Source organism: Chitinophaga sp. sic0106 (assembly GCF_019219075.1).
Classification (GTDB): Bacteria; Bacteroidota; Bacteroidia; order Chitinophagales; family Chitinophagaceae; genus Chitinophaga.
In genome coordinates this window covers 60,801-84,967 of the sequence record NZ_JAHUWJ010000018.1, presented here as the reverse complement: position 1 = coordinate 84,967, position 24,167 = coordinate 60,801, and the positions used below count along the sequence as shown (strand labels likewise).

Annotated in this window: 17 protein-coding genes and 1 tRNA gene; 6 read left to right on the top strand and 12 right to left on the bottom strand. The window is 45.6% G+C overall.

The annotated features are described in order from the left end of the window. Window positions 1–140: 140 nt before the first annotated feature. The gene (locus KW844_RS22650) at window positions 141–2,672 is read right to left on the bottom strand and encodes an ATP-dependent Clp protease ATP-binding subunit (RefSeq protein ID WP_218379071.1); all 2,532 of its coding nucleotides are present in this window, start codon (window positions 2,670–2,672) and stop codon (window positions 141–143) included. Between the two features lie 301 nt (window positions 2,673–2,973). Between KW844_RS22650 and KW844_RS22645 the strand changes: the two genes are divergently transcribed. Both KW844_RS22645 and KW844_RS22640 read left to right on the top strand, forming a co-directional pair. Beyond that, window positions 2,974–3,348 (top strand): STAS domain-containing protein, encoded by a 375-nt coding sequence (locus KW844_RS22645; protein ID WP_218379070.1) that lies wholly within the window; start codon window positions 2,974–2,976, stop codon window positions 3,346–3,348. A gap of 28 nt (window positions 3,349–3,376) precedes the next feature. Further along, the gene (locus KW844_RS22640) at window positions 3,377–4,285 is read left to right on the top strand and encodes a ribonuclease Z (protein ID WP_218379069.1); all 909 of its coding nucleotides are present in this window, start codon (window positions 3,377–3,379) and stop codon (window positions 4,283–4,285) included. Window positions 4,286–4,369: 84 nt separating this feature from the next. Here the strand turns inward: KW844_RS22640 and dapA are convergent, their stop codons facing one another. Together dapA and KW844_RS22630 are read right to left on the bottom strand one after the other, a co-directional pair. Beyond that, a complete protein-coding gene (gene dapA / locus KW844_RS22635) occupies window positions 4,370–5,245 on the bottom strand; it encodes a 4-hydroxy-tetrahydrodipicolinate synthase (RefSeq protein ID WP_218379068.1) in 876 nt (291 codons plus the stop codon). 78 nt (window positions 5,246–5,323) lie between these two features. Then, window positions 5,324–6,277, bottom strand: coding sequence for an acetyl-CoA carboxylase carboxyltransferase subunit alpha (locus KW844_RS22630; RefSeq protein WP_218379067.1), 954 nt, complete (start codon window positions 6,275–6,277; stop codon window positions 5,324–5,326). Between the two features lie 167 nt (window positions 6,278–6,444). Between KW844_RS22630 and KW844_RS22625 the strand changes: the two genes are divergently transcribed. The 3 genes from KW844_RS22625 (at window position 6,445) to KW844_RS22615 (ending at window position 8,543) form a co-directional block, all read left to right on the top strand. Further along, window positions 6,445–6,518 (top strand) — tRNA-Asp (locus KW844_RS22625). Window positions 6,519–7,301: 783 nt separating this feature from the next. After that, window positions 7,302–8,027 carry an ATP-grasp domain-containing protein gene (locus KW844_RS22620; RefSeq protein WP_218379066.1) on the top strand — a complete coding sequence of 242 codons (726 nt, stop codon included), beginning with the start codon at window positions 7,302–7,304 and terminating at the stop codon, window positions 8,025–8,027. Window positions 8,028–8,084: 57 nt separating this feature from the next. Further along, entirely contained in the window at window positions 8,085–8,543 is a 459-nt protein-coding gene (locus KW844_RS22615; protein ID WP_218379065.1) for a hypothetical protein, read from the top strand. Between the two features lie 187 nt (window positions 8,544–8,730). On the opposite strand, the gene KW844_RS22610 is transcribed toward KW844_RS22615, so the two are convergent. The 7 genes from KW844_RS22610 to KW844_RS22580 form a co-directional block, all read right to left on the bottom strand. Continuing rightward, the gene (locus KW844_RS22610; protein ID WP_218379064.1) at window positions 8,731–10,674 is read right to left on the bottom strand and encodes an FAD-dependent oxidoreductase; all 1,944 of its coding nucleotides are present in this window, start codon (window positions 10,672–10,674) and stop codon (window positions 8,731–8,733) included. Window positions 10,675–10,903: 229 nt separating this feature from the next. After that, the gene (locus tag KW844_RS22605; RefSeq protein ID WP_218379063.1) at window positions 10,904–12,745 is read right to left on the bottom strand and encodes a hypothetical protein; all 1,842 of its coding nucleotides are present in this window, start codon (window positions 12,743–12,745) and stop codon (window positions 10,904–10,906) included. A gap of 190 nt (window positions 12,746–12,935) precedes the next feature. Continuing rightward, a complete protein-coding gene (locus KW844_RS22600; protein WP_218379062.1) occupies window positions 12,936–13,316 on the bottom strand; it encodes a hypothetical protein in 381 nt (126 codons plus the stop codon). Between the two features lie 55 nt (window positions 13,317–13,371). Then, entirely contained in the window at window positions 13,372–14,511 is a 1,140-nt protein-coding gene (locus KW844_RS22595) for a DUF4221 family protein (protein WP_218379061.1), read from the bottom strand. 53 nt (window positions 14,512–14,564) lie between these two features. Next, complete coding sequence (locus tag KW844_RS22590) at window positions 14,565–14,771, bottom strand: hypothetical protein (RefSeq protein WP_218379060.1); 207 nt, start codon at window positions 14,769–14,771, stop codon at window positions 14,565–14,567. A gap of 244 nt (window positions 14,772–15,015) precedes the next feature. Further along, window positions 15,016–16,593: a RagB/SusD family nutrient uptake outer membrane protein gene (locus KW844_RS22585; protein ID WP_218379059.1), complete on the bottom strand. Its 1,578-nt coding sequence runs from the start codon at window positions 16,591–16,593 to the stop codon at window positions 15,016–15,018. 20 nt (window positions 16,594–16,613) lie between these two features. Next, window positions 16,614–19,664: a TonB-dependent receptor gene (locus tag KW844_RS22580; protein ID WP_218379058.1), complete on the bottom strand. Its 3,051-nt coding sequence runs from the start codon at window positions 19,662–19,664 to the stop codon at window positions 16,614–16,616. Between the two features lie 466 nt (window positions 19,665–20,130). Between KW844_RS22580 and KW844_RS22575 the strand changes: the two genes are divergently transcribed. After that, complete coding sequence (locus tag KW844_RS22575; protein WP_370626509.1) at window positions 20,131–20,901, top strand: DeoR/GlpR family DNA-binding transcription regulator; 771 nt, start codon at window positions 20,131–20,133, stop codon at window positions 20,899–20,901. Window positions 20,902–20,949: 48 nt separating this feature from the next. On the opposite strand, the gene KW844_RS22570 is transcribed toward KW844_RS22575, so the two are convergent. Together KW844_RS22570 and KW844_RS22565 are read right to left on the bottom strand one after the other, a co-directional pair. Next, on the bottom strand, window positions 20,950–22,749 hold the full coding sequence (locus KW844_RS22570; protein ID WP_218379057.1) for a TlpA disulfide reductase family protein: 1,800 nt from the start codon (window positions 22,747–22,749) through the stop codon (window positions 20,950–20,952). Between the two features lie 9 nt (window positions 22,750–22,758). Continuing rightward, window positions 22,759–24,144 (bottom strand): RagB/SusD family nutrient uptake outer membrane protein, encoded by a 1,386-nt coding sequence (locus KW844_RS22565; protein ID WP_218379056.1) that lies wholly within the window; start codon window positions 24,142–24,144, stop codon window positions 22,759–22,761. Window positions 24,145–24,167 lie beyond the last annotated feature (23 nt).

Genomic DNA, 24,167 nt, shown 5'->3' with positions numbered 1-24,167 from the left:
AGATTCCGCGGTAGGGGTCAGTTTCTCTGGGGTAACTTCTTTTTCTGTAGGGAGATGTTGAATTCGCCGGGCAGCAGACATTAATTTATGAAAAAAGCCGCCTGCGAGTGCAGGCGGCTCTATATATTCAGTAGTGTGAATTACGCTTCTGATTTTTCTGATTTGCTTTTGCTGGAGTTTTTGAGTGTGAACACCAGTTTCTGGTTTTCTTTGTCCAGGTCAGCCACCAGAACATCTCCATCATGAATATTCATGTTGAGGATTTCTTCTGCTAAAGGATCTTCCAGGTATTTCTGGATGGCTCTGTGCAGCGGACGGGCACCGAACTGTTGGTCGTAGCCTTTATCTGCCAGGAATCCTTTGGCTTCGTCTGTCAGTTCCAGGCTGAAGCCCAGGCTGTTCAAACGTTTGAGCACACTCTTCATGGTGATGTCGATGATGGTATAGATATGCTCTTTGGTGAGCTGGTTAAATATAATCACATCATCGATCCTGTTGAGGAACTCAGGAGAGAAAGTACGTTTCAGTGCTTTTTCAATCACTGACTTGGTATTTTCCTCTTCTGTGCTAGCACGGGCGGAAGTGGTAAAACCTACACCTGCACCGAAGTCTTTCAACTGACGGGCACCAATGTTAGAAGTCATGATAATGAGGGTATTTTTAAAGTCCACCTTACGGCCTAAGCCATCGGTGAGGATACCATCATCCAGTACCTGTAACAGCAGGTTATAGATGTCAGGGTGTGCTTTTTCAATTTCATCCAGGAGGATTACGGAGTAAGGCTTACGGCGAACCTTTTCGGTCAGCTGACCACCTTCTTCATAACCAACATATCCCGGAGGTGCACCAATTAAGCGGCTTACGGAGAATTTCTCCATGTACTCACTCATATCGATACGGATCAGTGCATCATCGGAGTCGAACATGTAGCGGGCCAGTGATTTGGCAAGCTCAGTTTTACCCACCCCGGTAGGACCGAGGAAAATGAATGTACCGATTGGTTTTTTAGGATCTTTCAGACCTACGCGGTTACGCTGGATGGCTTTGGTGACTTTGCTGATAGCTTCGTCCTGGCCTACCACGGCACCTTTCAGGTCTTCACCCATGCGGCGTAATTTGTCGCTTTCTGCCTGTACCATCCTTTTCACTGGGATACCGGTCATCATGCTTACTACTTCCGCGATGGCTTCTTCATCAATAGGGTAGCGTTTGTGCTTCACTTCTTCTTCCCACATTGCCTTGGCGCGTTCCAGGTCTTCACCCAGTTTCTTCTCGGTATCGCGCAGGGCAGCGGCTTCTTCGAAGCGTTGGCTCTTCACTACTTTATTTTTTTCCTGCTTGATATCTTCAATCTGTTTTTCCAGATCGAGGATATTTTGCGGAACATTGATGTTTTTCAGGTGTACACGCGCACCTACTTCATCCAGCACGTCGATTGCTTTATCGGGCAGGAGGCGGTCGGTCATATAGCGATCACTCAGTTTCACGCATGCCTCAATCGCATCTTCGGTATAGCTTACGTTATGGTATTCTTCATAACGAGGCTTGATGTTATTGAGGATCTGAATGGTTTCTTCCACGCTAGGCGGTTCTACCATTACTTTTTGGAAACGGCGATCGAGGGCACCATCTTTTTCAATGTACATGCGGTATTCATCCAGTGTGGATGCACCGATGCATTGGAGCTCGCCTCTTGCGAGGGCTGGTTTAAAGATGTTGGAGGCATCCAGGGAACCTGAAGCGCCGCCGGCACCTACGATGGTATGAATTTCATCGATAAACAGGATTACATCCCTGTTTTTCTCAAGTTCATTCATGATCGCCTTCATCCTTTCCTCAAACTGGCCACGGTATTTGGTACCGGCCACGAGGGCGGCGAGGTCGAGGCTCACCACACGCTTGTCGAACAGCACGCGGGATACCTTGCGCTGCACGATGCGGAGGGCCAGGCCTTCCACGATGGCGGTTTTACCTACACCCGGCTCCCCGATGAGGATAGGGTTATTCTTTTTACGACGGGACAGTATCTGTGAAACACGTTCAATTTCCTGTTCACGACCAACTATCGGGTCTAAGCTGCCACTTTCGGCCAGCTTGGTGATGTCTCTACCAAAGTTATCCAGCACCGGAGTTTTGGATTTGGTATTGGCTTGTTTGGATTTAGAAGCGTAAGATTTTCTTTCGTCTTCGAATTCCTCCTCGCCCGGATCATCAAATTCTGCTTTGGGATCAGCAGATTTTACAAAGCCCAGTTCGTTTTTAAAAGTATCGTAGTCCACGTCAAATTGTTGTAAGATTTGTGTACAAACGTTTTCTTTATTTTTCAGGATAGACAGCATGAGATGTTCTGTTTCCACGGTAGCGCTCTTCAGGGCTTTTGCCTCGAGGACTGTTACGCGGATCACTTTCTCAGCTTGTCTGGTCAGGGGTAAACTATTGATGTTTGCAATATTTTTCCCCGTCTTATCCTTTACAGCCAATTCTACCTCTTTGCGTAATTCGTATAAGTCTACGTTCAACGCTTGCAGAATCTTTACGGCCGTACCTTCGCCTTCGCGAATAATACCCAACAGCAGGTGTTCAGTACCGATAAAATCATTTCCCAGGCGTAAAGCTTCCTCCCTGCTGAACGAAATGATCTCCTTAACTTGCGGTGAAAAATTCTGGTCCATTGTGAATAAATTAGATGATAAAAACCCTTACGGGGGCATGCTTATACAATAATAACGAATAATTCTGATTTCCTTTGACAGCGAATTAGATGGATTGAAGTTATTCCTTTTTCTACTCCTTCATCTTACACTTTAATAGTATAACATTATTTTTGTGGGTGAAATGGGTACGGGTCTTTTTAAAAATATCTACGAAAAAACAAATGTATTTGTTCGTTCTCTCCAGGGTATTTTTTAGAGGCGGGTCCCAGATTAGTTTCAGTTTATTGATTCTTACTAAAATATAAACAAGATCCAACGCATGAAATTCAAAATTGATACCAAAGAAAAAATAGTGGTTTTTTGTCCAGAAGAGAATGCTTTGGATGCTAATTTGGCAGCTTCTTTTGTAGAAACAGCCACCACCCTGCCCGGTCTGGATACCCGTAACCTCATACTGGATTTACATTTGCTCACGAAAATAGACGATGCCGGGCTGGAAGCCATTTTAGCAGTTTATACATTTATGTATGACAATAACCGGTCCTGTGCAGTGACGGGTCTTAACAGCGATTTAACAGCTTTGATCAAAGCGGCCGCCCCTGAAAACTTCAATTTCGCGCCTACGATGGCCGAGGCGATTGACCTGGTGATGATGGAGGAACTGGAAAGGGAATTATTGGACGGAATGGAATAATTTAGCTACAGGCAAGTAAATCATTATAATGTTTGGTGTAACGATTTTAGGTAATAACTCGGCCATTCCCACGCTGGACAGGCATCCCACGGCGCAGATCGTTACGTGTAATGATCAGTTGCTGCTGCTTGACTGCGGGGAAGGCACCCAGCTCCAATTTGCGAAATATAAGATCAGGCGCAGTAAACTGAGGTATATTTTTATCAGTCACCTTCATGGCGACCATTATTTTGGGCTGATAGGACTGCTGAACACCCTGAATCTGATGGGAAGGACGGAGCCCCTCACTGTTTTTGGTCCACCGGAACTCCAGCAAATTATGCAGATACAATTAGATGTATCCGGTACGGCTTTCCGGTTTGAGCTCACATTTGTGGCCCTGGAAACCGGGCAAACAGGGATAATTGTAGAAGATAAAGATCTGACAGTCAGCTGTTTCCCTACGGAACACCGTATTCCCTGTTTTGGATTTTCTGTGCAATTGCAGAAGAAAAAACGCAAGTTATTACCGGATCAGGCCAAGGCATATGAGATACCCGCTGCTTTCTATGGGAAGCTGCAGGATGGGGAAGATTATTTAAGAAAGGACGGGACGCTGGTAAAAAATGATTGGGTGACCTTACCACCTGAGCAGGGCAAGCGTTACGTGTACTGTGCCGATACCATCTATGATGTAAACCTGATCCCACATTTACGCGGGGCGGATTTAATTTACCACGAAACCACCTATCTGCATGTGCTGGAAACGCAGGCAGCGGAGCGCTTCCATACCACCACCGTACAGGCGGCCACTTTAGCTGCGGCGGCCAATGTGAAGCGACTGTTGATCGGGCATTTTTCGTCTAAATACACCGAACTGAATTTTTTCCTGGATGAAACACGGCCTATTTTTCCGAATACCGACATAGCTGAGGAAGGAGTTACCTTCCTGGTATAAACAAAGTGTTTCTCAAATTACACATAAGAAAAAGGCCTCAGCGGTTATACCACTGAGGCCTTTTTATATAAAGAATTGTAACCTTTAGTATTTGGAGAGATAGTCACCGATCTCCTGGTACAGGCCATCTGTAGCTGGAACAACAGGCAGGCGGAAGTTATTTTCCACCAGGCCACGGTTGGCCAGGAATGCTTTGATGCCGGCAGGATTGTTTTCGGAGAACATGAGGTCGAAGCCTTTCAACATTTTATTGTTGAGGGCACGAGCCGTTGGGTAATCGTTTTTCAATGCGGCTTTAACCATCGCGGAAAAGTCGGTGGCAAAGTAATTGGCAGCTACGGAAATCACACCATCCATGCCACAGGCCAGCTGTGCGAGGGCCAGTGCATCATCACCGGAAACAACGATAAAATCTTTCGGTTTATCGCGCAGGATCTGCATGCATTGGAGCATATCGCCGGAAGCCTCCTTCATGGCCACGATATTTTCTACTTCGTGTGCGAGGCGCAGGGTTGTATCTGCGGTCATGTTACGACCGGTACGGCCAGGCACATTGTAGAGAATAACAGGTTTGGGAGAAGCTGCTGCAATTGCTTTATAGTGCTGATAGATGCCTTCCTGTGTAGGTTTGCTGTAGTAAGGTGCAACGCTGAGGATAGCTGCCGCCTCGTCGAGCGGGCATGATTCCAGGCGTTTTACTACATCTCTAGTGTTATAGTCACCGATACCCACAACCACAGGCACCCGCTTCGCTACCTTTTCGAAGGTAAACTTCATCAAATCAAGCTTCTCTTCTGAAGAAAGGGTTGGAGTTTCACCGGTTGTACCGAGGGATACAACATAGTCAACTCCGCCATCAATCACATAGTTGATCAGCTTTTCCAAAGCATTCCAGTCTATGCTTTCATCTGCTTTAAAGGGTGTTACTAGCGCCACCCCGGTGCCTCTTAATTGTTCCATGATTGTGTTTGCGAAAAAACAAAATTAGAATTTCGGAGCCCGAAATTCTAATTTTTTATTGTCTTCTCTAAATAATTTTTAATGCTCTTCAAAAAAGCCCATGTTGGAGAACTTGTCTATACGTTGCTGGATACGGGTATCCGCATCGATTTTCCTTAATTCAGCCAGTTCCTGTTTGATACGTTTTTTGAGGATATCAGCCATTTCATCCTGGTTTACGTGGGCGCCGCCGAGTGGTTCACGGATAACACCGTCTACCAGTCCGAACTGGGCCATGTAGTCTGAAGTGAGTTTGAGTTCTTCTGCTGCTTTTTCTTTAAAGTTCCAGCTTCTCCAGAGGATGGTGGAGCAGTTTTCCGGGGAGATAACGGTATACCAGCTATTTTCGAGCATGAGTACGCGATCGCCGATACCGATACCGAGTGCGCCACCGGAGGCACCTTCACCGATGATGATACAGATAACTGGTACACGGAGTTTGAACATTTCGAAGAGGTTCCGGGCGATGGCTTCGGCCTGGCCTCTTTCTTCTGCTTCCAGTCCCGGATAAGCGCCGGGGGTATCTATCAGTGTAACGATTGGCTTATTAAACCTTTCTGCCAGTCTCATGAGGCGGAGGGCCTTACGATAACCTTCAGGATTAGCCATACCAAAGTTCCTGAGCTGGCGCATTTTGGTATTTACTCCTTTTTGCTGACCGATGAACATCACAGTTTCTCCATCGAGGTCGGCAAAGCCGCCTACCATGGCTTTATCGTCTTTTACATTACGATCGCCGTGCAGTTCCACAAAGTTGGTGCACATCTTTTCGATATACGCCAGGGTATAGGGCCTATCGGGATGACGACTGAGCTGAACCCTTTGCCATGCGGTCAGGTTGCCATAGAGTTCCTGGCGGGTACTTGCGATTTTAGCTTCGTACTCGGCAACAGTAGCGGAAACGTCTACGCCTGACTTTTCACCATTTTCCTTCAGCTTGGCCAGCTGGTCGTATAAATTTTCGATAGGTTTTTCGAAATCCAGGAATTGCATAATTTGACTAAATTGGTTAAAGTACGGTGTAAAGATAGTGCTGAAAATTTTTTTTAAAAAAGATTTGCTAAAATGAAAACTTTGTTGCTATCTTTGCAATCCCAAAACGGTACAACACAACGGATTGGGAAACAGAAAGATAGCAAGTATCTTGACTATATTTTCGAGGATCGGTAGTTCAGTTGGTTAGAATGCCGCCCTGTCACGGCGGAGGTCGCGGGTTCGAGTCCCGTCCGGTCCGCAGCAATGCGGAAAAGCCTGCTCAGTTGAGCAGGCTTTTTTATTTGAAGATCAATACTTATACAAAGTATATGATTATGCCCGATTCCTGGGGATTAATTATTTTTTATGCATAGAGTTTGTATGATCTGAACATAAAAGCCTACACTCCTTTTTGATATCTATTTCGAGAAATATACCATGAACAGGGAAAGTAAGGTGTGTCCGATGAAGCATTGAAAATCATTACTATTTGTCTATTGACAATTATTTAATTACAGCTTGGGTTGAAGTAGCTCTAAAAACCGACCGACTAGCCTTGATGGTCTTTTTAAGGATAGTAATATCCTCTATTACTGCGGTCGGAGGTAAAAAAGGCAGATTATTATATGGAACAGATGGATTACATGCCATATTTTTTCATTTAAAAACGTGGGTAAATTTTGCCCTCAATTAGAAACTCGAGGGCAAATATTCATAATTATCGCCCTCGTTCATAATTCAACAACCAGCCATTTATGACATGAATTCTTCTAATTAATTCCTGTTAATAAGTCTCTGAATTTCAGTTAAATTATCTATCAAATGGTTCGAACTTTGTCTCCCACCCGCAAAAGGACAAATAATCAAGTATGATTTCTCCCTTTTGCATTTATGGCAAAGATTGGCGAGCCTTGATTTTGCCTCTAAACCTAAAATTCACGCAAATTCTAGGTTTATAAACCTAGAATTTGCGTGAATTTTAGGTTTAGTGTCCAATATTTAATAAAATTACCCTTAGTCTCCTAATTTAATAATCCTGGTTATGAATCAATCAACCATACTTTTAATCCCTGAAAAAACTGACGCTGAATTTGAACAAATATTCTCTACCTGGACCAATAACGGTGGACAAATCAAAAGACTAAGAAAATATTGGATTAAAGATGAAAATCTGACTAAACAGCCAATTGCGATTTATGGCAATCAGGCATTTGCGTTTGTTTTGGCACAAATCTATAATGTGGGCCTACTATCACCTGACGACACCTTAATAGCACGACTTGAAAAAGAATGGATTAAACGAAAAGTAGCAATAAAACAGATTGGTCGAGTGCTTGAAAGCGACTTCCCTGTCTTTATAAAACCTGTGATCCCGAAAATATTTACTGCTGGCATTTTTAAAAATATGGCGGACTTTAAGCAAGCAACAGATGGACTTCAAGCTACTGAGGAAATTTTAGTATCTGAGATAATTGATAATATACAATCCGAAGCAAGAAGTTTTGTAAAAGACGGTGTAGTGATGGACATTGCGTTTTATGAAGGGTCAGCAAATCTGGCGTCCGGCAAAGCATTCGTTTCAAAATTTATTGATGAACATAAGAGCAATCTACCAGCTGTTTCAGTAATTGACATTGCATTTAGTGAACAAACAGGCTGGTTCATTCTTGAATTCAATGCCTGTTGGGGTGCTGGCCTTAATGGTTGCCATGCTGAAAAAGTCATTGATTGTATTTTAGATGCGACAATCAATGTTACGAACGTTTAATCCCGAGTTGAGATTTTTGTCTCTCAAATAATTATTAGCATTATTATCATACCTAGCATGACAGCAGTCAACGACATCAGGGACATTTTTTCCATCTTCCACGATGGAACAATTACTACCTGGACAGGTGATAAAGACTTGTTGACATTAACTATCAGCTGCAAATACTTAGCTGAACGTATTGACAAATCGTTTGACGAGTTTTATATAAAACTGGAAAACGTTAGCACGGTTGAACTTGATCCATGGCCATTTGAAAAGGATATGCCCACAGTTGTTAAAACTGAAATTGCGGACATTTTCAGGGCTGAACTTGAAATAATTTCTGCTGATATTCAGGAAAACAAGGTGGTCGTAACCTGTAGCCAACATGATAACAACTTTGATTATTGTGGTGGCAACCTGACAATCAGTGCCCGAGCAATTAAGCTACTGGATCAAAGTGAACATCCATTGACAGTGGATGAACTTTGGGAGATATGCAAAGCGTATTGGGCCGAATTTAGAAATAAATAATCGCGCGGTTACCCCTGGGACTATATGTACCAAAACTTAGCTAGCGTTTTTTACCATATATTTCGAAATTGAGCCGCAATTTGGCTTTAAGTATCTCCAAGGAACCACTTAGAGCCAAATTGCCCGAAAACTCTTATAAAATACCCGCGCACTCACCGCACCCGGAACCTAAACATCTCCCTAAAACCTACACCCTATAACTCCCCTCCAACTTCATTAGCTCCCGCAGTTTCCCGGCATGCTGCTCATACACCCCTCTGGGCGTTGTATTATATTTCACACACAGCGATGCCGCCTTTCCTACTACCTCTCCCATCATCCCGCAGGTGCGCATCACACGGATAGGCCCCAGGCCATCATTATTCACACTGATATTACGGCCTGCCATAAATAAATTACTGATGTTGCGGCTGTACAATACGCGATAGGGCGCCCAGTACAGCTGTTTCTGACTACCTTCCTGTTTGTAGGTAAAGTGGTCCCCTTCTGTAGCCCTGGAAATAAACTCCTGCCCTTTCAGGTCCTTGTCAAATGCGGGATCGGGCCTGTGGATATCGATATGCCAGGAGCATGGGAAGGCGGGGTCAGGAAACGGTGTATGGTTCCTGAAATCGTCCGCAGAGAGTATTACATCTCCCATTAACCTCCTCGACTCCCTTTTACCCGCTATAAATGCAGCCCATCCTAAACGGTGGTTAGGATATTCTTTATCCACGTTTTTAAGGGCGTCCCAGGCGCCGTACATGGCTCGGAGATTTAAATCCCGGATCAGCTCAATCTGGGTAACCGGATCTTTGTCAAACCCACTTTCCCAAAACCAGCCACCCAGGTTAGCCAGCGGATCTTCTTTGCCCCATTGGCCTTTAAAATTTTTCCTGCCGGGAAATGGCTTGTCGGTTAAGTCTATTGCCCACGGACAACGTGGAAACGGTTGCGCCACCTGTCCTATTTCACATTGCGTGGCAAGCGCTGTTTTATCCTTACACTCACATTCCAGCACGGCTGTATCATCTGCTGCATCCAGCACATTCCAAAGGTTAGAAACACCCATTAAGCCTGTTTGGGACTGCTCAAAGTCAGCCCCTGCCATGAATCCTATGCCGGCATCACCGGTACAATCCGCAAAATAGGTGGCCGTAATACGCTTACGGATACCCGTTTTAATATTTTGTAAGACAACCGCTTTAATATTGTTATTCACCGCCTCCACTGCAAACGCACGCTCATGGAGCAGGAGGGTGATATTAGGCTCCGCTTTTACTTTTTGCAACTTGAGCTCATCATTATAGGCCATGCCACCCAACGCATTCCTGGTACCGTGCACCGGCTGCGCGGTAAGCGGCACAAATTCCTCCACGATTTCACCCACATGCACAAACGGCTCCTGTTTGGTATGTCCTTCCGGCCATACCCGCACCTCTGAACTACCATTGCCACCCAAAACCGGCCTGTCCTGCACCAATACCACCTTTAATCCCTGCCTTGCCGCTGAAATAGCCGCAGCCGTACCGGCTATACCACCACCAATTACCGCCAGATCGTACTTTCCGCCATCAACAGGCACATCGCTCAATCCATTGAGTTTTCTCCGGAATTTTGTAAGTGCCGCTACATCGTTCACTGGTTTGAAATGGGGATCTTTACAAAAGAGAATCGCCTCACAACGGCCCTCAAAACCAGTGAGATCATGTAATGCGATCCTGGCATTTTTGTTCACTTTCACGATCCCTCCATCATGCCAATGCCATTGATCCCCTTTGGTACCAAAGGTTTCCTTTACCGGCGCACCGTCAATCATCACCTGAAATTTGCCTGGCGCACCGGGCGCTTTCCAGGGAGCCACCCAGTCTTTGGTGCGCACCCATAACCGATAACTGCCGGCAACCGGGAACTCCACCTCCGTCACAGCATCAACTACGGGAACGCCTAATCCGTGCGCAAGCAGGTACGGCGAGCCCATCACATCCATGGATTGCTGATCCAGGTCCCAGCCGCCGTAATTAGCAAAGCTTTCAGCTTCGAGAAATAAGAACTCTGTTGTAGCCGTGCTGGCAGCGATAAGTGCGGAAGGACCAGCCAGCATCAAAAGGCTGGTATTGCCTATCAGGCCAATAAATTCTCTGCGTTTCATATTCGTGGAATTAGGTATTAATCTGCTGTCGTAGAAAAATGTTAGCTGGTACTAAAAATAATGGTTAGGGAACGGATTTCAGGGGTTACTTTATGGCCGGCAGCCAGGAAGCTTTGGGAACATCCCACTTTAGCATATCCGGTAAGTAGTCAACGCTAAATCATATATTTCCATTAACAAAAAGGGCCGGATTACCTGTTGATAATCCGACCCTTCCAATCTATTCCGATTATCTACAGAAGATAATTTCCACTCCCGTATGATCATCATTTCCTTCTCCATTCGTCAGCTTTCTGCGTGTCACCAATGTTAGCTTATAAGCGCAGGATGGCCAGGTGTTAAACGCAGGTGTAACTGCACCTGGTGTAGCAAAATCAATCACATTATTTGAGCCACGTGGCACCGTGCCCGATCCGCCGGTAATGGTAATACCGCCCGGAACAGCTGCACTGGAGATGCCCAGCGCCCAGGAGGCTATCAGCTCATGGTCAGCAGTGTAACGCACATGCGCATTGGTAGTGATAGGAGTGCAACCACTGGCGCCGGAGCTAAGCTCGTCGAGCTGCAGCAGCCGTACTTCTTCCCAGTTATTGATATAAATAACTCCTTTGGTCAGCTGCTCCGTGAAATGTGGTGAAGCCGGGTTGGCAGGATCATCTGTCGTCTGGTAAGCGAAAAATACGCGTCGCCCATTTTTAGGGCTGGCAGGAGCATTGCCTGGGGTATCACCCGCTGATAACGGATCTCCACCAGGAACGAGCACATTGGTATTCACCCACAGCAAAGGCCCGATAAAGCCATTGTCTATCCCGCGCTGATCCACTCTCACCCAACCATTGGCATCCTGATGCAATACATGATCCGGAATAACGCCTGGTGCACCATCCGGCGGAATGCTATCCGCCACGGAGGCCGGCTGATTTGGATCAATCACAATGTCCTGAAATGCCTGTACCCCATTCCAGATAATTTCGCGCACGCCTACTACCAGCCTGCTTTGCTGCGTTTGTGCCAGCGTAACAGGATTCCAGGTGGCGCCATCATAGGAATAGGTGAAGCGGTAGTGCAGGGGTCTGGTAGCATCGGTCGGCACTTTTTTAGTGGCATAACCCACCAATTTCACAGCACCGAAAAATCCAAAGCCAATACCACTGGCAAAGGTGCGGTTAATGGCCGTCAAACCATTGGCATCGATATCACCAATGATCTTATACTCACCGAAACGTGTAAACAGCGGCGTATCCACTGTATAAATTTCGCCGTCGGGAACACAGAGTTTTACACAAAAGCAATTATGTGCGTTGGTGCGGGCAGTGGTGTGACCCATGCTACGCGGCTCTTTCAGCAATACACTTCCGGAAGCCGATTCCACCCGGAAAAAGAGATCCGGGCCTGCTGGCCACTCCACATTCAACCAGTTCAACAGGGTTTTAGAGAAATCTGTGGAAGTGTAAACGATCTTGAAATGACCGGAAGCATCTGTAAAATCGCTGCCCAGCGGATCATCCTGGATAAGATCCACATCATAGGCGAACACCCGTAATCCATTCAGCGGCTTGCCGGTTTTACAGTCCACTACTTTTCCACAGATCACCCAGCGATCCAGCATTTTCAATATCTGGCACCACCATTTGGATACGATGCAATATTCCCAGTTAAAGAGATACTCTTGCCTGTTATCAGCATTTCGCTCCCGCCATTGGGGTTGCAGGGTGGTCAGGTGAAACTGGAAGTCTGTAATCTTCCTGGGGGGAATCGGCTTACCAAATCCGGTTCCACAGGAGAAATCGATATCAAATGCTTCGCCTTTATAATTTTGCTTTTCACCCAGGTTGAAAACGAATTCACCCTTTTCATTAGCGGTGGTTTCCGCCAGGAGTTGCTTACTTTTCGCCTTCACGTCCTCCTCACTGACCTGGTGAAATGTCTGGTTTGTATCTGCTACTGCCAGCGCCACGAGTGCTTCTCTGTTATCGGTGCGGTACAGTCTTACTTTGACTCCCGCCAGTACTTCCCGGCAGTCATCACTGCACAGGAGGCCACATAATCTTCCTTTAAAAACGTAGTTCATAACAATTGGGGTGTTTGGGGTTGCCTACTCATATGTCCCTTTTCGGCTAATGGGATGCCTACTCTTTCACGGATTTTCGGCATGCTCCGGAAATAAGATGGAATCAGGGAAGGAAGCATCCTTCCTATTATTAGTCGAACTAAAAGGGAAAAGGTAAACAAGCATCTCAAACAGCGGGCAGCATAAGCTTTTATTTCACCGGTGGCATTTCCCGGCTCAATTCTTCCAGCCCATCCTCTCCCGGGCGCTGGTATTTCACCTGTGCGATCTCCCCCTTCTCTATATATAAAATCATCGGGTAGATATCTTTTTCCGGCTCCGGGTAAATGATAGTATTGGCTGTATCCAACAGGATGTGCTCATCATGGAAAACTTCGCCTCCCAGCTTAATGCGGAGCATTTTAGCAGATTGAATTTTAGTAAAGATGTATTTTATTTGGGGAGATGACCGCACATTCTTTTTTACAAATGTTTCGGCCGTGGTGATGCATCCATCACATCCCTGATTGGGAATCACTACATACATCCCGTTTTTCACCGGCTGAGTGTCCAGGGAACGGACAGCCGTCATTAAGGGTGAATAATCATCTCTGCATGATACCAACAAAAACACCACTATCAGGATACTACCAGGTAATTTGACATTGTACATAACGTGCGATATTTTGATTGGCATTTGCCATATCCAGAAAATAAATTCCATCTCTCCCTATAAAAAAATTATCCAATGCAAAAGAGACAGGGATGGCCACTTCGCCTTTATATTGAAAACGTTTATCCAACACTATTAACCAGGGTTGCTTGCCTGTTTGCGCCGCATCCGGCAGCTCCAGCATCCTGTAATAGCAGTCGCGATAAGCATCGTATATGATATTGCGATAGCTTGGCGTGTGTAAATAATATTGCAGGGAAACATCCGCATCATAGATAGCTTTATTATCTTTTGCCAGATCCATACTCGTGATACAAACCCCTTTTGCAGTCGATGCCGGCACTTCAGTAACTCCCCAGTTACTATCGATCACCTGGATATGATGATCCGCCGGCAGGCTCAGTATCCACTGTTTTGAGGCAGCATTATAGGTGGTATATGGTATGCGTAAATGAGATCCGCCCCAGTTATTTTGCTGATATACCTTTGAGTAAGGCACATGATATTTCACATTGTTATGCCCCGGATGAATAACCGAAAAGATGGTTCTTCCGGAAAAATTTTCCTCCGTTTTTTCACCGAGCAAATAACCCGCTCCTACCACTACCCTATCAATAAGGTGAATAGGTGCAGCCGGACTGGCAAAGGGCCGTGCAGGCAATACTGTTTTAGGAAATGATCTGCCGGGGGGAAGAAAAGTCAGTGTATGCGTTACCGTATCACGGGCAATACTGTAGTACATGAGGTAGTCGCGGTTGTAAGCGTATAACAACAAACTGTCGGGCGACAAGTACCTAAAATATGTCACCTTTTCTCTCGTATGGATTTTATGCTCCGCTGTTGGATGAATGAGGGTATCTGTGTTAGAGATATCGTAGGTTAGCAGGCGCTTGCCGTAACTATCGAACGCGTATAACTGCTGTGTGGCCGTATCAAAATCAACAGGGGTAAAAGGAGAAAACACCATCTGACTATCCAGGTATAACTCCAGTGTATCCGTATACGTAACCTGCACAGGAATCTCCGCAAAAGCAGTACTGCAGTTACTTACAGGAGTAACTTTTCCACGTTGGCAGGCAGTGACTATCAGCAGCAAAAAAAGCAGTTTTTTCATAGGGCAGAAAAAAACAGACAGGGCGTTACACCCTGTCTGCAATTGATGAGTCATCAGTTTACGTAGTAAGTGCAGTTTGTAAGAGTGGGATCTACAGGTGAATTACAAACGTAGTAAGTCACGCCGTTGACTACTCTTTTCTGGCAGATACCCCGGAGGCCGTGATGATCATCCGGACAAGCGCTGCCGTTGGTAGGCAAGGACGCAAACAATGATAATGCAGTAAATGCAATACCGAATACAAGGATGGATTTTTTCATTTTATTATAGTTTAAATGAGGGAACACGGTAATCACTTAAACGAACTTTTGCCCATGTCAGGAGAATTCGGAACAACCAGTCAATATGGGTCAGTAGGTTATATCAGTACAAATTATAGCGGTTTCTTAAAATTAGCGAATAAATGGATTCATTGCAGTTTACTGCGGATATGTTGCAGTAACGCTAAAAAAACAAAGGGTACCCGATTACCGGATACCCTTTTTGTTGTTTGCCATCTATCGCCTAGTAACCTGTATTCTGTTCCAGATTTGGATTTACATCACGCTCGCCCAATGGAATTGGCCACCAGTAGTCCCGGTTTTTATCAAAAGTCCGGGTTTCCAGGTTTTTGCCAGCGTAATTCTGAATGGTAGCATTCATCACTGTTTCCGCAGTTTTCCAGCGGCGGATATCGCTGTAGTACAATCCCTCTCCGGCGAATTCCACACGTCTTTCATGACGGATTTCTTCACGGAGTGCATTTTTATCTACCGCTTCATTGAAATGCGGCATACCTACGCGGTCGCGTATCCTGTTCAGTGCCGCAAAGATGGTAGCGTCCGGGCCGCTTACTTCATTCTGTGCTTCGGCGTACATCATGAGGATGTCAGCAAATCGCAGCACGATGAAATTGATATCAGACTGTCCGTCTTTCAGGTCAGATTTATCTTTTGGAGGAGCTTCCTTATCATATAAACTGAATTTTTTCATACCGTAACCAGTGATCGCAAAACGGGTAGCGTTGATCACTGCCCCTTTGTAGGTGTCGCCGGGATAAGTGAAAGTAGCGTTTAAACGCGGGTCACGATCCTTATAAGGGTTAGCAGGATCATAACCGGAAGCGGGATCGGTGATTGGCAGACCTTTGGTGGTATAGTAGGTTTTGGCAAGATCCAGCAGCGGTGCGTTGGTATTGTATTGTGAGCAGATCAGGTCAAAGGAACTGCCTTGTTTAGGAAATACATATTGCACATCGAAAATTACTTCCAGATTATTTTCATTTTCCTGCAAAAATAAAGCGCGATAATCCTTATAAATCCCATAGCCGGAACCAGCCAGATTCATCACGGCTTTGGCTGCATCTGCGGCTGCTTTCCACTTAGCTACATCATTGGCAGGATTAAGCAGCGGGCTCGCTTCATACAGCAGCACCCTGGCTTTCAGGGCCATGGCTGCGCCTTTTGTAGCACGACCCAAGTCAGCACCGGTAAATTTCACCGGCAGAATATTAGCAGCACTGTCCAGGTCTACCAATACCTGGGCCACAACTTCTTCACGCGGTGTGCGGGGCAGTTTTGCCTGGGCTGTTTTATCCGGTGGATCTAATATTAATGGTACGGCACCATAATAATTTTGCAACATAAAATAGTAAAGGCCACGCAGGAAATAAGCCTCTCCTTTCATCTTTCTGCGGGTGGCATCATCGAGTGCTGTCACCTCGTCTACCTTTGCAAGGAAGGTGTTACAGCGACCAATACCACTATAACAATCAGAATAGCGGCCGGTAACAATACCGCCGGTACTGGACATCTGTGTACCTCTGGCAATGGTGTTAAAGCTCAGGGCATCTGTTTGGTTATAAGCGTTAGGAGTAAGTGTTTCTTCCCACAGTGCAGTAGCGTTATTGGAAGTTTTACCGCCATACACGCCGGCATTACGCAATACAGAATAACAGCCTACGAGGCCGGCATTGGCAGCCTCCGGTGTTTGCCAGAAGGTTTCTTCTGTATAGCGGTCATGCGGCGTGGTATCCAGCAGACTTTTGTTGCAACCTGCAGCCAGGAAACCTGCACAGGTAAGTAAAACATATATCTTCTTCATATGAATCATCATTTTTAAGATTAGAAGGTAACGTTAATGCCACCATTAAAGGTTTTCAGCATGGGATAGGTGTAGAGATCCGTTTGATTGAACACTGACTCCGGATCAAAATCCTTATACCTGGAGAAGGTTAGCAGGTTTTCCGCATTGATGAAGAGCTGAACTTTCTGAATTTTCACTTTAGACAACAGGTTTTGTGGCAGGGAATATCCCAATTGAATGCTTTTTAACCGGAGGTAGGAATTGTTTCTTAACCAGAAAGTGGAGCGTTGGAAATTATCAATACTTCCTGTGCTGGTAGTTACGATTGGCAGGCGTGCATTTGGATTTTCAGGCGTCCATGCATCTCTTGTCCATTCCCAGGTAGCATTGGCGCCATTATTGAAAGGATACGCCAGATTAGCTGTGGGTAAGGCCTTCACTCCACCAATTCCCTGGAAGGAGGAGGTTAAAGAGAATCCTTTATAGCCGAGGTTAAATCCAAATCCAAATGTGGTGGTTGGTACGGAGGAGGAGCTGTTCACAATTACGCGGTCGTCGCCGTTAATAATACCGTCTTTATTCACATCCTTAAATTTGATGTAACCAGGTTTGGTGTTGGCAGATTGTTTGGCGCTATGGTTCACCTCATCCTGTGTCTGGAAGATTCCTTCGGCCTGCAGCAGATAGTAGGCATCGATCGGATAGCCTTCACGGGTGATAGTACCGCTACCATAAATAATTTCACCATTCAGATCGGTAACTTCATTTTTATTAAATCCGATGTTTCCGAATACATTCACATCGAGATCACCGAACTTATCATTGTATTGAAGGGTAGCTTCCATACCGATGTTTTTCACGGAGCCCACGTTTTGCTTAGGCCCGGCCAGGTTACCTACTTGTGCCGGAATGTTTACCGGGCGGAGGATACCGTTGGTTACTTTCTGATAAGCATCAACGGTGAGGCCTATACGATTTTTCCAGACGTTGATGTCTGCACCAACGTTGTAAGTGTTCATGATTTCCCACCTGAGGGAAGAATCTGCATCCGCTGTTTTGGCTGCACCGGAATTGAGGGTACCGCCAAAGCTATAGTCTTCACCCAGGATTACAGACGGCTGGGTACTATACAGCTCCACCGCCTGGTTCCCCATTTTACCGGCAGATGCACGGAGCTTCAGGAAAGTGATAAATTCAGATTGGAAGAATGATTCCTTATCAATACGCCATGCTGCGGACACGGAAGGGAAGAAAGCCCAGCGGCTCTGCTTACCGAGGCGGCTGGAGCCGTCGTAGCGGAACGTAGCTTCCAGGTAATACTTACCATCGTAGTCATAGTTAGCGCGACCGAAATACGATTCCAGTACATCGCGGGTCATGTTACCGCTGGTCGCATTCCAGGTGGTACCGGCATTGAAGGCGTCGAGGGTACCATCGAGGTAGCCGTACATGCTGGTAGCCCAGGTGTCACTATCCAGGTTATCGTAGCTGGCGCCCACCATGGCAGAGATGTTATGTTTGGCGATTGTTTTTTTCCAGTCCAGCGTATTATAGAAGTGAATGTTCAGGTTATTGTAATCTGTTTTAGCAGCTCTGGGTGCTGTAGCAGGACTATTCCAGTTGGTAGCTTTTCCTGTTTTAGGATCAAATGTTTGCATTCGTGGGGTAAAGCCACTGAGCAATCCATCATATTTATCCACACCAAATTTGATATTATAGGTGATATCAAAAGGCAGTTTGTATTCTGCAAAAACGGTGGTAAGGAAGCGCTGTACTACTTTTGTTTGCAAGCCATTATAGGCGAGCATACGTGGGTTTTCCCAGTTATTGCGGCCGGCAGTTCTCAACCAGGAGTTACCATATCGGCCATCTGCGAGCGTATCTGTGAGGATAGGCAGGGTGCGGGCCAGGTAAGTCCAGGAATCAGTGTAGAAAGGTTGCGTATAATTTCTGTAGTAACCATCTAAGGTGATACCGGTGCGCAGGCGTTTGGTCACATCCATGGAGGCGTTGAGGCCAACTGAATATTTCTTTTCATGGTTACCGGGTCCGAAGAGGATACCGTCTCTGTCGAGATAGCCGAGCGATAAGCGATACTGGTATTTATCGCCACTGCCGGCCACACTCACATCATGTTTTTGGATCACACCATTTTTGAGGGCGATTTTATACCAATCGTTTGCAGGATAGGTGAAAGGATCTGTTTTCATACCTTCCTGGTATTCTGCGATATCAGCATCACTGTATTCCTGGGCCTTGCCTTCATTGAGGAGGGCCTGGTTTTTCAGTTTCATGTATGCAATGGGATCGTTGATAGCGTCCGGAAGATAGGTAGCTTTCTGCTTACCATAGTAATAACTGTAGTTTACATGCGCTGTTCCTCTTCCTTTTTTGGTGGTAACGATGATGACACCGTTTGCGGCGCGTGACCCATAGATGGAGGCGGCAGCATCTTTTAATACCGTTATGGTTTCTATATCATTTGGATTCAGCTCATCCATGGAGTATTCGATACCATCTACCAATACAAGCGGATCATTGTTACTGAGTGTTCCTACACCGCGGATGCGGATGGTACTGCGGTCCACGCCTGGTTGACTGTTAGACTGGGTAGCAAATACGCCTGGCACACCGTGCAGCGCGTTACTCACGTTAGTGATAGGCTGACCCGCTTTATCACTCATTTTTACCGTGGTGATGGCGCCGGTGAGCGTTGCTTTTTTCTGTGTACCGTAACCGACAACCACAACGTCGTTGAGTTTCTGAACATCTTCTTCTAATGTTACGTTCACAGTGTTCCCTGCGACTTTCACATCTTTCGACAAATAACCGATAAAAGAAAATTTCAGGGTAGCGCCTGCGGGGACATTGAGTTTGTAAGCCCCGTTTATATCCGAAACCGTTCCCTGACTGGTACCGGCAATCTGAATATTAACGCCGATCAGTGGTGTACCGTTGACAGCAGTGGTTTTTCCGGAAACTGGCCGGTCCTGTGCCTGTATTTGCATAGGGATAGCGCACAGCATCCAGATGCAGCACAGCAGGAATAATGCTGGTTGAATCCCGTGGAATCGCGAGAACAATTTCATACGTGTATTTTTTTTATTAATTGGTTGATAATAAACTGCTTAACTGCCTAGCCTGATAAGAATAATTGGTGATTATTGACTCCTTCGGGAACCTGGCTTAGTTGTGATAACTTATATTTTATTTCATTTTCACCTTGCTTTCAAAATATGAAACTAAAAAGAAACAATTTGAAAGCAAAATATAAAATAAAATGAAAAAAAGTAAAAAAAGCAGGATGAGTGAAAAATCAATGAGCAAAATTTTATATCTATTTGATTATTATAAATTAATATATTAACATTTATATAACTACAGTTGTAACTTCTTTCAAATACTTTCATAAATAATAAAAAATTACTCAAATAATGGGGTAATTTTCTTCCTAAAAGGAACTATATGTAATAACTTGAAATTAGATTATAAGAGATTGTAAACGAGCTCATAAATAATATCAGGGGAACACTTTAATACGTAATTTTATATGATATGTCTATGATCAATATTGCTGAACGTCATAAGTTTATTCTTGGTAAACTACACGAGAAGGGCTATGTTAATGTATTAGAGCTATGTAAGGAACTGGATGTATCGGGCGTGACTATACGAAAAGACCTGAAGCTGCTGGAAGATAAATCACTCCTGTTCCGCTCCCACGGTGGCGCTACCGTACAAAACCCTTATACAATAGATAAACCGGTGAACGAAAAGGAGAATATCCGCCGGGAAGAAAAAACCAGAATAGGACAGGCAGGCGCCGCCCTTATAGCACCCAATGATGCCATCATCATTGCCTCCGGCACTTCTGTACTGGCGCTGGCAAAAAATATTCAGCCCAAAGGGAACCTCATGGTAATCACAGGCGCTTTAAACGTAGCCCTGGAACTACTGCGGCGCCCGGAGATTGAAGTTATTCAGCTCGGCGGACAGCTGCGGAACAGCTCCACCTCCGTTACCGGCACCTATGCGGAAAAAATCCTGGACGACTTTTCCTGCAGCAAATTATTTCTTGGGGTAGATGGTATAGATCTGGAATTTGGACTTACCACCACCAATATTATGGAAGCTCATCTCAATCAAAAGATGATGACAACCGCCCAGAAAACCATAGTGCTGGCAGATTCCAGCAAGTTTGGAAAAAGAGGGTTCGGACGTATATGCGGACTGGAAGATATAGACGAGGTAATTACGGACAACGCAATTGCGGAACACCTCGTGAAACGAATGGAAGATATGGGCGTGAAAGTAACCGTAGTATAACAGGAAAACCCCAATGACACCTGCGGTGTCATTGGGAAGTGCATTCATCTATTTTTCCTGTAGCAAGATATCCAGTTGCCCTTGTAGCTTTGCCAGCACCTCAGGCCCTTCAAAACCTATATTCACAAACCTGATATTTCCTTTTTTGTCGATCAGGTAAGATGCAGGGATGATATTAAATTTGAACTTATCCCCTATTTCCGGGTCGGTATTATAAAATACCGGGAAGGAATATTTTTTATGACCACTCCAGCCCTGTGCATCTGCCAATGTGTTTTTGGCGCCGCTGTTAGTGATCATAAATACAACGTCCTTATTGTTTTTATGTTGATCGTAGAGCTGCTGCAGGTAAGGCATTTCCTGCATACACGGAATACACCAGGTGGCCCAGAAATCAATTACAATAATTTTTCCTTTCAATGCATCCGGCGATACCGCCCTACCTTGCATATCCACAAAGGAAGTAAGTGCCGGTGCCGGTTTGCTAACCTGTTGCTTCAGAATTTTTTCCAGTAATATCTTTTTCCGGAACTGATCCAGCATAGCCAGCCGGGCTTTATTACCTGTTTGCTGATAATAAACCGCGGCATCGTCCAGCGTTTCTTTGTCGGCAATTTCCTGTACCGCCAGCGCCATATGTTTCTCCGCTGCATCCGGCTGGTGTTGTTGCAATGCAATCAATCCCAGCAGCGCGTGGAGGCGACAAGCAGCCTTGTCATACGCCGACTGCCGCGTACTGTCATCCACATACGGATAGATATAACCCGTTTCCGGAAAATAGCGGATCACACCCACCGGATAACGATGCACACTATCCAGTGCGCGCTGTACATAATAATTGGCGGTATCCGGCGCCAGCTGCTGCTGTTGCAGGGTACGACCTATTTCTTCCCAAACAGTTACTGTATAAGGATTCTCCTTCTCAGATGTCAGAAAACGTGCATGGTATAATGCCTTAGGCGCATTTTTACGCGCAGCATAATAACGGAACAACTGATCATGCATTTCTGTAAATGACCCCTTATTTTCCGCCGTTTCTTTCCCCAGCTCCTTTTCAAAATACGCGATCTGTGCGGTAGTATCTTTCCCCCTGGCAACAGCCGCGGTATTGAGATCCCGGCCTGGTGCAGATTCCGGATAACGTTCCATCACCACTTTCCGGATGGAGTCGAGGCGACTTTTTTCACCAATAATCAAATACCCCATGGTCACCTTATTCAGGTTACCACTATTACCGGGATCACTGTTAAAGCGGTCCGCAATTACCTGTTGTGCCTTTGCGCGAAGTGCAGCCTTTTGCTGCGGAGTAGCAGCAGCATCTATTTCGCTGGCAAGCAGACGCAGTTTGGCTTCGTAGTTATTGGGATACATTGCCAGTTCCTGCTGATATAAGTCGTGCTGACGGCCTGCGAGCAATGGCGACTTACCCATTTGCGCGCTCATGCTGTAACCTTTATAAAGGAATACATCTTCTACCGGCACTTTATTTTTGTAAACAGCTACTTCATAATGCTGATCCTTAGCTGGTTTATTTACCTGCTCCCCACTTTCGAGGTAGAAAGTAGCAAATACCGTGTAATCAGCCAGCACAAAGGAAGTAGTCCACTTGCTCCCTGCTTTTTCCATTTTTATTCTCCAGGGGAGATTGTAAAAATTAGAGTAGGAAAACACCAGCGTTACTGCCTTAGCGTCAGCAGGGATACCATTCCCCGCTACTGTCGGGTCGAAAGTAACAGTCACCCGCTGCCCTCTTTCCGGGTGGATCGGTGATATTGTAACGGACTGCTGTCCGAAGCTATTAGTGATGACAGCCGTCATCACTAATAGCAGTACGATTAATTTTTTCATATAGCCGGCCTAGTTATACCCTGGATTCTGGGTCAGGTTAATATTTGTTCTCATGGCGTCAGACGGTATCGGATACAGGGTATCTGTAGCCTGCCAGTTAGCGCCTTTCAATGGTCCGAGCACAGCATCAGACCTTTTGGTACGTTTGAGATCGAACCAGCGATGGCCCCATTCTGCAAACAGTTCCACCTGGCGTTCTTTTTCCACAGCGAGCAGCAGGGCCGCTTTATCCAGACTGGCGGAAAGTTCTCCCAGTCCGGCTCTTTTGCGGATGGCATTCAGGTCTGCACGACCCTCATCGGTTTTACCCTGTTGAATACGGGCTTCTGCGCGAATGAGGTACTGCTCCGCCAGGCGCATCACCATAGAATATTCAGTAACACCCGCGGTAGAGGTGCGGACTTTATATTTCAATGGGATATAATAAATTGGTGCGGTGGCTGGTGTTCTGGAAGATGTCCAGTTGGCAAAGCGCAGGTCACCTTGTTCGTAAGCTGTTACCAGCGCTGGCTGCAAACGGAATAATCCGGTGCCCGTAGCGGTGGCTGGTGTAGAGGTAAACCCTTCCCAGGTATTTCTGCCACCCGCAATGTTCAGGGGCTGCAATTGGAATAAGGCTTCTTTACTGTTTGCCAGGAATACACTGTTCAGATCCTGCAACAGCGTGTAGGCGTTATCGTTAATCACTAATGAAGCAGTACTTTCTGCCAAATCCCAGTTCTGATTGTAGAGATACACTCTTGCCAGCAGCGCATTTGCCACAGCCTTATCAGGACGGGTACGTAACCCGGACGGATATTGATCACCCAGCAGTTCCACGGCCGTTTTCAGGTTGGAGATGATGGTATCATATACTTCACCACGTGGTGCACGCGGCTTGGTACCGTTTACCTGAAAATCTGTTCCGGTAACCATCGGTACATCTCCATACATATTTACCAGGTAGAAATAATAGAAAGACCTTAGAAAATAAGATTCGCCCAGGAGCTGATTTCTTACTGCGGGAGTAAGGTCAGTAGCGGTGGAAAGTCCTTCAATGCAGGCATTCATCTGGTATATATAGCTGTACAAATCAGCGAACATACTTTGTACATACTGACTACTTGGCAACAGGCGGTTTTCCCTGAATACATCGTAGTTGGCAAAGGTGGTGTAATAATACATTTCATCTGCCTGCATGGCGCTGAGGTAGTTAATCAGCACGTTAGAGAACATGTAGTTAAAGGAATTCATGCTTCCATAAACGCCGGTTACTGCGGATGTAGCTGAATTATCATCTTTAAAAACCAGTTCTGACACCAGCTCATTTTTGGGCAAAGGCGTGTCTACATACTTACTACAGGAGGAAGCAGCAAACACCAACAGCACTGCCAATAAAAATTGTAATCGTTTCATGATAAATATTTTATCTCCCTAAA

Coding starts and splice junctions, on each gene's coding strand:
- KW844_RS22650 (WP_218379071.1), bottom strand. CDS start 2,672: ATGGACCAGAATTTTTCACCGCAAGTTAAGGAGATCATTTCGTTCAGC.
- KW844_RS22645 (WP_218379070.1), top strand. CDS start 2,974: ATGAAATTCAAAATTGATACCAAAGAAAAAATAGTGGTTTTTTGTCCA.
- KW844_RS22640 (WP_218379069.1), top strand. CDS start 3,377: ATGTTTGGTGTAACGATTTTAGGTAATAACTCGGCCATTCCCACGCTG.
- dapA (WP_218379068.1), bottom strand. CDS start 5,245: ATGGAACAATTAAGAGGCACCGGGGTGGCGCTAGTAACACCCTTTAAA.
- KW844_RS22630 (WP_218379067.1), bottom strand. CDS start 6,277: ATGCAATTCCTGGATTTCGAAAAACCTATCGAAAATTTATACGACCAG.
- KW844_RS22620 (WP_218379066.1), top strand. CDS start 7,302: ATGAATCAATCAACCATACTTTTAATCCCTGAAAAAACTGACGCTGAA.
- KW844_RS22615 (WP_218379065.1), top strand. CDS start 8,085: ATGACAGCAGTCAACGACATCAGGGACATTTTTTCCATCTTCCACGAT.
- KW844_RS22610 (WP_218379064.1), bottom strand. CDS start 10,674: ATGAAACGCAGAGAATTTATTGGCCTGATAGGCAATACCAGCCTTTTG.
- KW844_RS22605 (WP_218379063.1), bottom strand. CDS start 12,745: ATGAACTACGTTTTTAAAGGAAGATTATGTGGCCTCCTGTGCAGTGAT.
- KW844_RS22600 (WP_218379062.1), bottom strand. CDS start 13,316: ATGACGGCTGTCCGTTCCCTGGACACTCAGCCGGTGAAAAACGGGATG.
- KW844_RS22595 (WP_218379061.1), bottom strand. CDS start 14,511: ATGAAAAAACTGCTTTTTTTGCTGCTGATAGTCACTGCCTGCCAACGT.
- KW844_RS22590 (WP_218379060.1), bottom strand. CDS start 14,771: ATGAAAAAATCCATCCTTGTATTCGGTATTGCATTTACTGCATTATCA.
- KW844_RS22585 (WP_218379059.1), bottom strand. CDS start 16,593: ATGAAGAAGATATATGTTTTACTTACCTGTGCAGGTTTCCTGGCTGCA.
- KW844_RS22580 (WP_218379058.1), bottom strand. CDS start 19,664: ATGAAATTGTTCTCGCGATTCCACGGGATTCAACCAGCATTATTCCTG.
- KW844_RS22575 (WP_370626509.1), top strand. CDS start 20,131: ATGTCTATGATCAATATTGCTGAACGTCATAAGTTTATTCTTGGTAAA.
- KW844_RS22570 (WP_218379057.1), bottom strand. CDS start 22,749: ATGAAAAAATTAATCGTACTGCTATTAGTGATGACGGCTGTCATCACT.
- KW844_RS22565 (WP_218379056.1), bottom strand. CDS start 24,144: ATGAAACGATTACAATTTTTATTGGCAGTGCTGTTGGTGTTTGCTGCT.